At 63.7% G+C, this 13,050-nt stretch carries 14 protein-coding genes; 2 read left to right on the top strand and 12 right to left on the bottom strand.

Annotation, left to right across the window (positions count from 1 at the left end; genetic code table 11):
• Nucleotides 1-59: 59 nt before the first annotated feature.
• From AC3WWH_RS25570 to AC3WWH_RS25525, 10 genes are all read right to left on the bottom strand, one after another.
• The gene (locus tag AC3WWH_RS25570) at nucleotides 60-584 is read right to left on the bottom strand and encodes a DUF3426 domain-containing protein (protein ID WP_058321559.1); all 525 of its coding nucleotides are present in this window, start codon (nucleotides 582-584) and stop codon (nucleotides 60-62) included.
• 217 nt (nucleotides 585-801) lie between these two features.
• A complete protein-coding gene (locus AC3WWH_RS25565) occupies nucleotides 802-1,926 on the bottom strand; it encodes an ABC transporter substrate-binding protein (RefSeq protein ID WP_058321572.1) in 1,125 nt (374 codons plus the stop codon).
• A 17-nt stretch (nucleotides 1,927-1,943) separates the two neighbouring features.
• A complete protein-coding gene (fhuF, locus tag AC3WWH_RS25560; protein WP_058321560.1) occupies nucleotides 1,944-2,699 on the bottom strand; it encodes a siderophore-iron reductase FhuF in 756 nt (251 codons plus the stop codon).
• A 227-nt stretch (nucleotides 2,700-2,926) separates the two neighbouring features.
• Nucleotides 2,927-3,418, bottom strand: coding sequence for an ester cyclase (locus AC3WWH_RS25555; RefSeq protein ID WP_058321561.1), 492 nt, complete (start codon nucleotides 3,416-3,418; stop codon nucleotides 2,927-2,929).
• Nucleotides 3,419-3,485: 67 nt separating this feature from the next.
• A complete protein-coding gene (locus AC3WWH_RS25550) occupies nucleotides 3,486-4,913 on the bottom strand; it encodes a gamma-aminobutyraldehyde dehydrogenase (protein ID WP_058321562.1) in 1,428 nt (475 codons plus the stop codon).
• A 24-nt stretch (nucleotides 4,914-4,937) separates the two neighbouring features.
• Complete coding sequence (locus AC3WWH_RS25545; RefSeq protein ID WP_058321563.1) at nucleotides 4,938-5,753, bottom strand: ABC transporter permease; 816 nt, start codon at nucleotides 5,751-5,753, stop codon at nucleotides 4,938-4,940.
• Nucleotides 5,743-6,693, bottom strand: a complete 951-nt coding sequence (locus tag AC3WWH_RS25540) for an ABC transporter permease (RefSeq protein ID WP_058321564.1) — start codon at nucleotides 6,691-6,693, stop codon at nucleotides 5,743-5,745. The genes AC3WWH_RS25545 and AC3WWH_RS25540 overlap by 11 nt, the downstream gene beginning before the upstream one ends.
• Nucleotides 6,690-7,688, bottom strand: coding sequence for an ABC transporter ATP-binding protein (locus tag AC3WWH_RS25535; RefSeq protein WP_058321565.1), 999 nt, complete (start codon nucleotides 7,686-7,688; stop codon nucleotides 6,690-6,692). Before AC3WWH_RS25535 ends, AC3WWH_RS25540 begins: the two co-directional genes overlap by 4 nt.
• Before the next feature lie 221 nt (nucleotides 7,689-7,909).
• Nucleotides 7,910-9,070 carry an ABC transporter substrate-binding protein gene (locus AC3WWH_RS25530; protein ID WP_058321566.1) on the bottom strand — a complete coding sequence of 387 codons (1,161 nt, stop codon included), beginning with the start codon at nucleotides 9,068-9,070 and terminating at the stop codon, nucleotides 7,910-7,912.
• 160 nt (nucleotides 9,071-9,230) lie between these two features.
• Entirely contained in the window at nucleotides 9,231-10,139 is a 909-nt protein-coding gene (locus AC3WWH_RS25525) for a LysR family transcriptional regulator (protein WP_029742595.1), read from the bottom strand.
• A 159-nt stretch (nucleotides 10,140-10,298) separates the two neighbouring features.
• On the opposite strand from AC3WWH_RS25525, the gene AC3WWH_RS25520 reads away from it, so the two are divergent.
• A complete protein-coding gene (locus AC3WWH_RS25520; protein WP_058321573.1) occupies nucleotides 10,299-11,213 on the top strand; it encodes an alpha/beta hydrolase in 915 nt (304 codons plus the stop codon).
• A 56-nt stretch (nucleotides 11,214-11,269) separates the two neighbouring features.
• Here AC3WWH_RS25520 and msrA read toward each other — a convergent pair whose 3' ends face one another.
• Nucleotides 11,270-11,992 (bottom strand): peptide-methionine (S)-S-oxide reductase MsrA, encoded by a 723-nt coding sequence (gene msrA, locus AC3WWH_RS25515; RefSeq protein ID WP_058321567.1) that lies wholly within the window; start codon nucleotides 11,990-11,992, stop codon nucleotides 11,270-11,272.
• 153 nt (nucleotides 11,993-12,145) lie between these two features.
• On the opposite strand from msrA, the gene AC3WWH_RS25510 reads away from it, so the two are divergent.
• On the top strand, nucleotides 12,146-12,547 hold the full coding sequence (locus AC3WWH_RS25510) for an ACT domain-containing protein (protein ID WP_058321568.1): 402 nt from the start codon (nucleotides 12,146-12,148) through the stop codon (nucleotides 12,545-12,547).
• A 28-nt stretch (nucleotides 12,548-12,575) separates the two neighbouring features.
• Here the strand turns inward: AC3WWH_RS25510 and AC3WWH_RS25505 are convergent, their stop codons facing one another.
• Nucleotides 12,576-12,995 (bottom strand): GFA family protein, encoded by a 420-nt coding sequence (locus tag AC3WWH_RS25505; RefSeq protein WP_058321569.1) that lies wholly within the window; start codon nucleotides 12,993-12,995, stop codon nucleotides 12,576-12,578.
• Nucleotides 12,996-13,050: the final 55 nt, after the last annotated feature.

The following is a 13,050-nucleotide window of genomic DNA, read 5'->3' as shown; positions in this document are numbered from 1 at the left end:
AAACCTTGAAGCGGGTTTCCGCCGGAATTGTGTCGCATTCCGGGCATTGCACCCGCTGTTCACCGGTTTGTGCCGCGGACCTCGACGATGTCGGTCGTCCATTTCGGCGCCGTCAGGCTCTGGCCTTCGCGGTTCGGAAAGGTGAGGAAGGTCTCGAACGGCCGGCTCTGGCCGGCCGGCACCCGGGCGAGAATGAGGGCCGCGTCGTCGCCGATCGTCTGGCAGACATCGTCCGGGCAATCTTCCAGCGTAACGGACAGGCGGAAGTATTCGAGCAGCGTCTGGCCCTTGTTCGTCACTGTGCCACGCAGGCGGAAGCTTCGTCCCGGTTGGCTTTGCTCGAAGGTCAGGCCATCAAGCGCAATGTCGGCGGCGGTCAGGCCCGCGGGCTGCGTCGTCTGGACCGGTTCAGGTGCTGCGGGCTTGCGACCGTCGCGATCGCTGAACCAGATGATGAAGGCGACGAGCAGGCCGACCGCTACGGCAACTGAGAGGATCGGTTCCGCCCATTGGCGAAAACGGCTGAAGCGCGCTGCCATGTACACAACGACAAGACCCAGCGGTAACGCAATCAACCAAAGCATCCGGATCCTCCTCACCGCATCATTCCTTGAATCGGATTCGATGCAAGAGGGAAACCATGCAGCCGATCAAAGCTTTAGACGGTCCTTGCCCTCAAGAGGCATGGCCGTGACCGCACTTATATAGGGTGCTCGGCGGCTGACAACACGCGACCATAAGCAGCAGCCGATGGTTCTCGGCCAAGGACGGACTCTATTGCTGGTGAGGACAAAGCGGATGCTAGTCCGCCGGTTTCAGGTCCACCCAGTAGGTGCCTTCGAACGGGACCGCGGCGAAGCGGGTGTTGATCTCGGCAAGGCTTTTCTTCGGGTCGAGATCGGAAAAGAGATCCGGCCGGATCCAGGCGGCGAAGGCCTCTGCCGCGACGATGTTGAGCGGGATGGCGTTGAAGAAGTTCCAAAGCCCATGGACGCGCTTTTCCTGTACGGCGCGGATGCTCGAAAGGGCGGGCGCCTCGATCGTGCGGGCGAGCGTCTGTTGCGCTTCGTCTTCGCTGATACCCGGGCCGATCGAGAGCGTGCCGTACTTGCCGCCGGGCGAGGAGGTAGCGATGTAGATGTCGGGATTGGCGGCCATGACCGCCTCGGCGTTGACCGTGCCGCCCGGCCGCGGCAGCGTGCCTTCGGCGATGTTGCGGCCGCCGGCAATCGTCAGGAACTCGCCGAGGCCGCCGGTGCCATAGGCCCAGCAGCAGCGGTCGGCCTGGGGGAAGGCGTCCATCAGCACCAGAGGGCGTGGCTCCGGCCTGGCGGCGAGGCGCGCCCGGATCAAGGCCAGCTTGTCCTCGTAGAACTGAGCGAAGGCGTCTGCCTGTTCGTCCCGTTCGAGGATCTTGCCGAGCAGGCGCATCATGCGCGGCGTGCTCGTCAGCGGATCATTGTTGAAGTCGACGACGATGACAGGAACACCGATGCCGGTCAGATAGTCGATGGCGCGCTTGCCGGGTTCGGTGTCGGCCTGCCAATTGGCGAGGATGGCAAGGTCGGCCTTCAGCGTCAGCAGCGTCTCGAAGGAAAGGCCCGGGCCGGTTCCGTCGTCGATCTGCGGGACGTCTGCGATCGCGGGAAACTTCCGCCGGAAGCTCTCGTAGATCTCCGGATTGTCGCCCTTCATGTCGCCGGACCAGCCGGCAAGCAGGCTGACGGGATCGGGATGGATCAGCGACAGCGCGACGAGATTGAAGCCGCTCCCGAGAAGGATCGCCTTGGGCTTTGCCGGGATCGTCACCACACGGCCGACCGCATCGGTGACGGTCATCGGCCATTGGCCTTCCGCATGGGCGGCGGTTGCTAGCGTCAGAGCAGCAAGGATGACGAGGAAGAACCGCCGGGCGGTCTGGAAAATGCAGCGATGAAGCAAGCCTATTGGTTCCTTTGGCTGGGAAGGGCGCAGAGGCTGCCGCAACTCGGCACGCCGGGCAGCAGGTAGCGCAGGCAGCAGATCTTGCGGCGGCACACGCGAGCGCCGTCCTCTTCCTCGTGACGCAGGCAATCGAAGAAGGGATTGGGCGTGCCGTCCGGCAGGGTTTTGCTGCCGATCAGCGCATCGGCCTGGGCGTTCAGCGGCTCGATGCCGGAGGCCCGCAGCGCATAGTCGATGTAGACGAGCGCATTGTTCCAGGCGAGTTTCGGGGCGATGCCGCCGACGGACTTGAGGTAACCGACGACCTCGCGCAGGTGCCCTTGCATCAGCGGCGCGAGCGTCGCGAAGACGTCGGCATCATCGCCCGCCTGCCAGTCGCCCGACGTCGCGACGCCGAAGGTTCGGGGCAGGCCGTCTTCGGCAAGCGCCACTTTCATCTGATCGAACGTGACGGGGAGCACCTGATGGTCGAGCACGCGCGCCACCAGATAGGGGATGGTGAGGCTCGAGAAATAATAGAGCGACCACATGGAGGCGACGGCGCGCCGATCGCTGGCTCCGGATTTTTCCGTGTAGACGTCGAGCGCCCGGTCGAAGGCGCCAGAGGCGAAGAAGTCCGGCAGCGCAACGCCGTCGGAGAGTCCGTCCGAGAGCACCATCTTCTCGTTGCACCAGGCATGGGTGCCGGCAAAGGCGGCCGACAGCGCCTTGGGACCACCTGTCGCGACGACTGGTTCGGAAACGGCAGCCGTCATGGCGTCACCCGCGCGCGGGTACGCCCGATCGGAAACTCAGCCGTAAAAGAACGCCGTCCTGCAAGCATGCGACACCTTCTGAGCGCGGTCAGAAACTCATAAGGTGATCGTGTTACTCAAGATTATTTGCGACGCAAGTTATTTATGAGTTTTGCAATCATGATTTGTGGGCAAAAGAAGCGAGTAGCCGCAAGCCGGAGCCTGCGGCTGCCAATGTGCAAGGCCAGTTACATCAAGCCGAGCTGCTTGTAGAAGCCGAGGGCGTCGTAATAGTCGTTCTGGGAGGCGATCTTGCCGTCCTTGATGGTGAGGACCGAAGCGCCGGTGAACTTGAAGCTCTTGTTGGTTGCGGCCGTGCCATCGGCCCAGGCGCCCGAATTGGTGCCGGAGAATTCCCATTCGAAGGAGACCTTGTCGCCGGCAGCGATCGGGTCGCCCTTCATGGTCCAGACCGCATCGGGAACGGCGTTCAGGAAGTTGTCGATGACGCCGGTCTTGGCGGCATCTTTCCCGGTTACCGGCTTGCCGACGGACGCGTCGTAATAGGTCACGTCGTCGGCGAAGTAGGATGCGGCCTTGGCCGAGTCATGGGCGTTCCAGGCCGCGACATAGGCCGCGACCACATCCGGCGCGGCGTCGGCGGCGAAGGCCGCCGGCGAGAGCACCAGGGCGCTGAGGCTGAGAGCGCCTGCTGCAACAAGCAATTGACGACGGTACATGGCAAACTTCTCCCGTTTGTTTTCGTTTGCATGCGGTATGCGAGCCGAGCTCAGGCGCGTGTGCGCCTCAGCCGTGGTTGATCATGATGTGGCGAACGGCGGTGTAGTCCTCGAGCGCGTAGACCGACATGTCCTTGCCGTAGCCCGACTGCTTGACGCCGCCATGCGGCATCTCGTTGGTCAGCATGAAGTGGGTGTTGATCCAGGTGCAGCCGTATTGCAGGCGGGAAGCCGCCTTCATCGCCCGGGAGATGTCCTTGGTCCAGACGGAGGAGGCGAGGCCGTAGTCGCTGTCATTGGCCCAGGCGATCGCATCGTCCTTGCCGGTGAAGCGGGTGACGGAGACGACCGGGCCGAAGACTTCGCGGCGGACGATCTCGTCCTCCTGGGTCGCGCCGGCGACCACGGTCGGCTGGAAGAAGAAGCCATCGCTGCTGCCGGCGCTGCCGCCGGTGGTGATCTCGATATGTTTCTGGTCGGCAGCACGCTCGACGAAGCTTGCAACGCGATCGCGCTGGCGGCGCGAAATCAGCGGGCCGATCTCGTTTTCGGTGTCGTCGGCATGATTGTAGCGGATGGTCGAGACGGCGGAGGTAAGGTCGGCGACCAGCTTCTCGTAGATGCCGGCCTCGGCATAGATGCGGCAGGCGGCGGTGCAGTCCTGGCCGGCATTGTAGTAGCCGAAGGTGCGGATGCCATTGACCACCGCTTCGAGATCGGCGTCGTCATAAACGATGACCGGGGCCTTGCCGCCGAGCTCCAGATGCGTGCGCTTGACGGTCTTGGCGGCGGCCGCCAGCACCTTCTTGCCGGTGGCGATGTCGCCGGTGATCGAGACCATAGAGATCTTCGGATGGTTGATCAGCGCATTGCCGACGGTTTCGCCACGGCCGGAAATGACGTTGACGACGCCTTCCGGCAGGATGTCGGCGAGCACGCGGGCAAGCTTCAGCGCCGTCAACGGCGTCTGTTCGGAGGGCTTGAAGACGACGGTATTGCCGCCGGCGATTGCCGGCGCCAGCTTCCAGGCCATCATCATCAGCGGATAGTTCCAGGGGGCGATCGAGCCGACGATGCCGATCGGGTCGCGGCGGATCATCGAGGTGTGGCCGGGCAGGTATTCGCCAGCTGTCGGCGCATGCAGGTTGCGCACGGCGCCGGCGAAGAAGCGCCAGCAGTCGACGATGGCCGGCAGTTCGTCGTTCTTCACCGCGTTGATCGGCTTGCCGCAGTTCAGCGCCTCAAGGGCTGCAAAGCCGTCCGCATCCTTCTCGATCGCATCGGCGATCTTGAGCAGATAGTTGGAGCGCTCGGCCGGCGTGGTCTGCGACCAGCTGGTGAAGGCCTGCTCGGCGGCGTCGACAGCCGCCTCGACCTGGGTATGCGAGGCTTCCGGCAGGTCGACGATCTTGCCGCCCGTCCGCGGGTTCAGGATGTGTTCGTCGGCCTCGGTGCCGGCTTCGAAGCGCGATCCGATCAGCAGTTGGGTGTCCATGTCTGTTCTCCCTTGATAGTCGAGTTATTTGCCGGCACCGGCGATCTGGTCGCCGTCGCGGGTGAGGTAGTAGGCGCCGAGGATCGGCAGGAAGGTGACGAGCACCACGACCATGGCGACGACATTGGTCACCGGGCGCTGGCGCGGGCGGATCAGCTCTTCGAGCATCCAGATCGGCAGGGTCGATTGCTGGCCGGCGGTAAAGGTGGTGACGATCACCTCGTCGAAGGACAGCGCGAAGGCGAGCATGCCGCCGGCGAGCAACGCCGTGCCGATGTTCGGCAGGATGATGTGGCGGAAGGTCTGGAAGCCGTCGGCGCCGAGATCCATCGAGGCTTCGATCAGCGAGCCCGATATCCGCCGGAAGCGGGCGACCGCATTGTTGTAGACGACGACGATGCAGAAGGTCGCGTGGCCGAGAACGATGGTCCAGAAGGAAAAGGGAATATCGGCCATCGAGAAGGCGGAGCGCAGCGCAATGCCGGTGATGATGCCGGGCAGCGCGATCGGCAGGATGACAAGCAGCGAGATCGTCTCGCGGCCGAAGAAACGCGTCTGGCTGACGGCGGCCGCACAGAGCGTGCCGAGCACCAGCGCCACCGACGTGGCGATCGCGGCGACCTTGACCGAGAGCGTCAGCGCCGCCCAGACGTCGGGCCGGTTCCAGGCAACGGCGAACCATTGTGTGGTCAGCCCCGGCGGCGGGAACTGGTAGCTCTTTTCTTCCGTCGTGAAGGCGTAGAGGAAGATCAACAGGATCGGCAGGTGCAGGAAGGCAAGGCCGGCGGCGGCCGCGATCTTCAAGCCCATTGGCGAGCGGTTCAAGCGATCAGAGCGCATCGAAAGCCCCCATGCGTTTGGCCACAAACAGGTAGGCGCCCATGATGACGATCGGCACCACCGTGAAGGCGGCGGCGAGCGGGATGTTGCCGGCGGTGCCCTGCTGGGCATAGACGGCCTGGCCGATGAACAGCCGGGACGAGCCGACGATCTGCGGGATGATGTAGTCGCCGAGCGTCAGCGAGAAGGTGAAGATCGAGCCGGCGACGATGCCGGGCAGGGCCAGCGGGAAGAGCACGAAACGGAAGGTCTGGGCCGGCGTGCCGCCGAGATCCGAGGAAGCCTCGATCAGGTTGCCAGGCACGCGCTCGAGCGCTGCCTGGATCGGCAGGATCATGAAAGGCAGCCAGACATAGACGAAGACGATGAAGGTGCCGGTATAGCTGACCGAGAGCGAGTTGCCGCCGACGACGGGAAGCGACAGCCAGCCGTCGAGCAGCCAGAGCAGGTGCAGCTTTTCGAAGATCCAGGTGAGGATGCCTTCTTTGGCGAGGATCAGCTTCCAGGCGTAGATCTTGACCAGATAGCTCGACCACAGCGGCAGCATGACGCCGAGATAGAAGAGCACCTTCCATTTTCCCTGCGCATAGCGCGCCGCGTAATAGGCGATCGGGAAGGCGATGACGGCGGAAGCGAGCGTGACGGTTGCCGCCATCGTCACCGTGCGCAGGATGATGTCGAGATTGGTTTCGCTCAAAAGCTGGCGATAGGTCGCCAGCGTGAACTCGTAATTGATCAGGCCGGAGAAATCGTCGATCGAGAAGAAGCTCTGCAGCAACAGCGCAAAGAGCGAGCCCAGATAGACGACACCGAGCCAGAGCAACGGCGGCGCAAGCATCACCGTCAGCAGCAGATGCGGGTGCCGCCAGAAAAAGTCCGACAGGCGGCCGGCGGGGCCGCGGCGCTCGGGCAGAACGAGGGGTTCGGCAAAGGCGGTCATGCGTCCTCCATCGGGTGCAGCTCGTCGAAGGCGAAGCTGATGGTGACGGGGCTGCCGACCGCAGGCACGGTGAGTGCTGCGGGGCTGGCGACGGCGACACGGGCGCCGTCGACATCGACGACGACGCGGTTGACGGCGCCGAGGAAACTATGGGCCGAGACGGTGCCCGAAAGGCTGAGCGCGCCGGTCCACGGGGTGGAGATGGAGATCGCTTCCGGGCGCAGGCTAGCTGCGGGCGCCTTCAGGCCGAGCCGCTGGCAGAGTTTCGCCGGCAGCACGTTGGACGAACCGACGAAATCGGCAACGAACCGCGTCTTCGGCTGCTTGTAGACGTCTTCGGGGCTGCCGAGCTGCTGGATGCGGCCATCGTTGAAGACGGCGATGCGGTCGGCCATCGACAGCGCCTCGCCCTGGTCGTGGGTGACGAAGACGAAGGTGATGCCGAGCGATTTCTGCAGGCTCTTCAGCTCCTCCTGCATCTGCTCGCGCAGCTTCAGATCAAGCGCGCCGAGCGGTTCGTCGAGCAAAAGCACCTTGGGCTTGTTGACGAGCGCCCGGGCGAGCGCCACGCGCTGACGCTGGCCGCCGGAGAGTTGTCCGGGGCGGCGAGTGCCGTAGCCCGGCAACTTGACCATGGCGAGCGCGTCCTCGGCTGCCTTGCGGCGTTCCTCGCGGCCGACGCCCTTGACCATCAGCCCGTATGCGACGTTGTCGAGGATCGAGAGATGCGGGAAGAGGGCGTAGTCCTGAAACACCGTGTTGACGCTACGCCGATAGGGCGGCACGCCTTCGGCCGTCTCGCCGAAGATCTCGATATGGCCGCCGGTCGGCTGCTCGAAGCCGGCCATCAGGCGAAGACACGTGGTCTTGCCCGAGCCGGAGGGACCGAGCATGGCGAAGAATTCGCCCTCGGCGATTTCGAGGTTCACGCCATCGACGGCGCGCACGGCGCCGAAGTGGCGGGAAACATTGTCGAAGAGAACGGCGGTGGTCATTGAAGTACTCCGGAAAGTGTGGCCCCTCATCCCCGCGGTGAGGGGAAGCGTCCCTCATCCGCCCTGCCGGGCACCTTCTCCCCGCAGGCGGGGCGAAGGGGACTCGTGGCGGGCGTCTTGCCTCAAAGGTCACGCCCGAGGCTTGGCCGGGGGCGTTCCCTCTCCCCGCGTGCGGGGAGAGGGCCAGGGTGAGGGGCAAATGCTTGCTATGCGGTTGCGGCTCAGCGACCGCCGATCACGCCGATGTAGTCGGAGACCCAGCGGTGATAGGGCACGCATTCGCCCTGGCTTTCGCACTTCGTAACCGGCGTCTTCCAGAACTTGACCTTGTCGAAGTCCTCATAGCCATTGGTCTTGCAGCCGGCGTCGGTCAAAAGGTCGTTGCCCTTGCAGGCGGCACCGACGGACGGGTTTGCGCCGAACCAGGCGGAGACGTCGCCCTGCACCTTCGGCGACAGCGAGTGCTCCATCCACATATAGGCGCAGTTCGGATGGGCGCTTTCGGCATGCAGCATGGTCGTATCCGCCCATCCGGTGACGCCTTCTTCCGGAATGGTCGAAGAGATCGGCAGCTTTTCGGCTTCCATCAGGTTGACCTGGAACGGCCAGGAGCCGGAGGCGACGACGCCTTCGTTCTTGAAGTCGTCGATCTGGATCATCGCGTCGTGCCAGTAGCGGCCGACCAGCTTACGCTGGCCGCGAAGCAGATCGAGGGCCGCCTTGTACTGGTCTTCGTTGAGTTCGTAGGGATTCTTGATGCCGAGCTCGGGTTTGTGGGCCATCAGGTAGTTGGCGGCGTCGGCCACATGGATCGGACCGTCATAGGCTTGGACGCGGCCCTTGTTGGACTTGCCGTCGGGCAGGTTCATTTCCTCGAAGACGACATTCCAGCTCTTTGGCGTTTCGCCCTTGAAGGCGTCCTTGTTGTACATCAGCACGTTCGGGCCCCAGACATAAGGCGTACCGTAGTGAACGCCGTTGACCGTGAACCACGGCGCGTTCTGCATGCGCTCGTCGATCGTCTTCCAGCTCGGGATCAGGTCGGTGTTAACAGGCTGGACGCGCTTGCCGGCAACGAGGCGCAGCGACGCGTCGCCCGAGGCGGTGACGAGGTCGAAGCCGCCTTCGTTCATCAGTGCCACCATTTCGTCCGAGGTGGCGGCCGTCTTGACCGAGACCTTGCATCCGGTCTGCTTTTCGAAATCCGTGACCCAGTCGTAGTTCTTGTCGGTGTCGCCGCGCTCGATGTAGCCGGCCCAGGCGACGATGGAGAGTTCGCCTTCACCCTTGCCGAGTTCCTTCAGCGGCTCCTGCGCGAATGCCGGGGCAACAAGGCCAAGCGACAGGGTCAATGCCGTGCAGGATTTAAGCATCTGCTTCATCTGAATTCTCCCAGTTTTGAGCCGCATTTTACGGCTTCGTTCCCAGAATGAAGCGTGCCTTGATTTCTCCGCATTCGCAAATTCATTAAACAGAATGTCGCTTTCGGTTTTTCCGATATCAACGCTCCGAAGCGGCCTGAAAGCAAACAAATCCAGTGGGTTAACGCGGGCGGGCGCTTCGAAGCGCCTCGGCGATGCCGACGAAATCGCGTGCCGATTGCGGCAGGCCGGAGCCTTTGCGCCAGACCATGCCGACCTGCACGACGGGCAGCGCGCCCGAGACGTCGCGGCTTTCGATGCGGTCACCTTCGAGCGACCAGGGGCGGTAGACGAGATCGGGCAGGAGCGCGATGCCGGCGCCTGTCGCGACCAGGCTGCGCACCGCTTCCACCGAGCGGGTGCGGAAGGCGACATGCGGGCGTGCGCCGAGTGCCGACAGCAATTTGCCGGTGTTCTCCTCGATTTCATCCACCGTCAGCATGATCAGCGGTTCCTTGGCGATATCGCTGACGGAGATGATGTCGGCGCTGACCAGAGGGTGGCCGATCGGCAGCCAGAGACGATAGGGCGATGTCTCGAGGATTTCGGCCTGCAGCGCCATGCGATCGCGCAGGTTGGAGATGACCATGACGGCGACGTCGAGCTCGCCGCCGATCAACAGATGTTCGAGATAGGAGCCGTTGTCCTCGATGGCGCTGACCTCGACGCCGGGGCAGGCGCGGCGATAGCGGGCGAGCAGGTCGGAGAGGACGTAGCCGGCGACCAGCGAGGTGACGCCGAGATTGAGCTTGCCGCCGGTTTCCTCGCGGCTGTCGGAAAAGCTGCGTCTGGCGTCGGACACATTGGAGAGGATCTTGGTGGCGTGGCGCAGGAACTGGTGGCCGTTATGGGTGATCGACAGGCCGCGCGGATGCCGGTCGAAGAGCTCGACGCCGAGATCGCCTTCGAGCTCCTTGATCGCCTCGGTGATCGAGGATTGCGAGATCGAAAGGTTCTGCGCCGCACGGGTGATCGAACCCTGCTCGGCGACGGCGACGAAATACTGCAACTGTCGAAATGTGAAGGCCATGGCGCGAGTTAATAGGTGCGGGGCAGGGCTGGCAAGCGCCGAAACGCAAGCGGATCGGTCGGTGATTTTTTCCTGTCATGTCGGTTTTCGAACAGGGAGCGGGCGTGCCGATGCTAAGCTGGCGCGAAAGCGGGATGAGAGGAGGACGATGTGGATCAGATGACGAAGCGGCCGATGCCGACGGAGGAGGGGATCCTCGCCTTTCACCGTCGCTGCGAGGACTTCTATCCCGCCGATGCGGTTGATGCCTCGATCGAGCAACAGCGCCAATGGTACGACGCGCTTTGCGCCGAATTCGATGCGCCGAGCCCGGCCGGTCTCACCCGCGAGGATAGGCTCGTCGATGGCCGCATCCCGATCCGGCGCTATTGGCCGGCGACCGTTTCGACGAAGACCCGCATCTACTACATCCATGGCGGCGGCTTCGTCGTCGGTTCGCTTAACAGCCATGATGCGATCTGCGCCGAGCTGGCGGATTTTGCTGGGGCAGAGCTGGTATCGGTCGATTATCGCCTGGCGCCCGAGCATGTCTGGCCAGCGGCCTTCGAGGATTGTTATGCGGTGCTGCAGGAGTTGCTCGCCGATGGTCGCCCGGTCGTCGTTGCCGGCGACAGCGCCGGTGGCAATCTCACGGCCGGCATCGTGCTCAAGGCGCGAGCGGAGGGGCTCGCCGGCATCGTCGGCCAGGCGCTGATCTATCCGGGTCTCGGTGGTGACCTCGTGTCCGGCTCCTATGTGGAGATGGCCGAGGCGCCAGGGCTGACGACCGCCGATACCAGTTATTATCGCAAGATCCTGCAGGCGCCTGCCGACAATCCCTTCGCAGCGCCCTTGGCGGAAAAGGATCTCTCGGGCTTGCCGCCGACCTATATCACCGGCGCCTTCTTCGATCCCTTGCGCGATGACGCGCGCTTCTATGCCGCGCGCCTTGCTACGGCCGGCGTCAACGTCACCTTCCGCGAGGAGCCGCAGATGATCCACGCCTGGCTGCGGGCGCGGCACATGAGCGACGGCGCGCGGGAAGGGTTTCGGCGGCTGGCGGAGGGCGTGGCGGTACTTGCAGGAACCCGCTGACAATTGGTGCGATGCCGTTCCGGACGGAAAGCTGCGTCACGCTATTTCTATCAGTGCTAGCTTTTCGCCTTGAACACCAGCACGGGGTTTGCCCGGAAGGCCTGCGGGAAGAGCGCCCGCAAGTTCTCGATCTTCGGCATGTCGTTGTAGACGATATAGGGGTGCGTCGGATTTCGCGTCAGGAAATCCTGATGATAGTCTTCGGCGGCGTAGAATCCCCTAAAGGGCGAGACTTCCGTAACGATCGCCGCGGGGAAGGCGCGTGACTTGCCGAGTTCGGCGATATAGGCGTCGGCGATGCGCTTCTGCTCATCCGTGACGGCAAAGAGCGCCGACCGGTATTGGGTGCCATGGTCAGGGCCCTGGTAATTGAGCTGTGTCGGGTTGTGGGCGACGGAGAAGAAGACCTGCAACAGTCCTCCATAGGTCACCTCGCGCGGATCGTAGATGACCTCCACTGATTCCGCGTGGCCGGTCTTGCCGCCGCTGACCGTCTCGTAGTCGGCGGTCGCGGCGCTGCCGCCGGAGTAGCCCGAAACGGCTTTTTTCACGCCTTTGACATGCTGGAAAACGCCCTGAACGCCCCAGAAGCAGCCGCCGGCAAAGACGGCGATTTCTGTCGTGCCGGACACTTTCTCGTCGAGCGAGGGCGGCGGGATGACGACGGCCGGTTCCTGGGCGGCGGCGAGAGGTACCGCCGCCAGCAGCGCGGCGAAGGTAGCCGTCAGCATCCCGAGGGGTCTGTAAGAGGCATGTGCCGACTTGCTGCTGGGCGCCATCATTTCCTCCACCACCCGGTTTCCACTCCGGGCGCCTGATGACTTCATGTTTTCACGGGAATGACAATGGTCAAATCGCGTTCGCGTGCTTCACGCCAACGTGACGATCCGCTACCACTTCAGCCGATCAGATGCGCAAACGGGGAAGATGTCATGGCTGGCGAAACGGATCTCGCAAAACTCCTGGCGACGATGAACCCGGTGCTGTTTCCGCAGACCTATGTCTATTGCACCGTCGCCTACCGCGATCAGGCGCGCTACCAGGCGCTGGAGCCGCTCGCCACCTATCGCGAGGATGAGGGGCTGACGCTGGTCCTTGCCCGCAGTGCTGCGGACGAGGCGGGGCTCGATTACGGTCCGCTGCTTCGGCGCATCACGCTCAATGTGCATTCGGCGCTGGAAGCCGTTGGTCTGACTGCGGCTGTCTCGGCGGCGCTGACGCGCGAGGGCATCAGCGCCAATGTGATCGCGGCCTATTATCACGACCACATCTTCGTGCCGGAAGCGGATGCCGAACGGGCGCTGGACGCGCTGCGGGCCTTGACCGTCGCCTGACGCGGTACAACTCCCGGCGGACCGCGCCTCACATGAAGCGCGTGTCTTCTGGCGGGTTGAAATGGTCGTCAGCGCGGCCGTTCTCGTAGATGATGGGCGCTTCGGCGAGTTCCGCGTCGCTGACGCCATCGAGGCAGGCGACGTTGACCGCGTAGAAATGGCCAAGAAAATCCTTGTGGTAACCGCGCGAGAAGGGGCGGACGCCGCAGCGGCTGCAGAAATAGTGATCGACATCGCCGACGATCCAGCTCGAGTTGTCGGCCCGATAGCTCGTGAGCTTGTCCTTGCCGGTGGTGATCCCGAACTCCTCGCGAAGGGCAAAGGCCTTCTGCATCCGTGTCTTTGCGCAGAAGGAACAGTTGCAGCGGCGAACGCCCTGGGCGAGATCGAGCTGGCATTCGAAGGTGACGGCACGGCAGTGGCAGCTACCGCGATAGAGCTTTTTCATCGGTTTCCTCCCTTCGGGCGCATGTCACCGTTCGCCGGCCGATGGCCCACGTTGC

The organism is Ensifer sp. EB106-03-01-XG145 (assembly GCF_058792075.1).
This window is presented reverse-complemented; position numbering and strand designations above follow the sequence as displayed.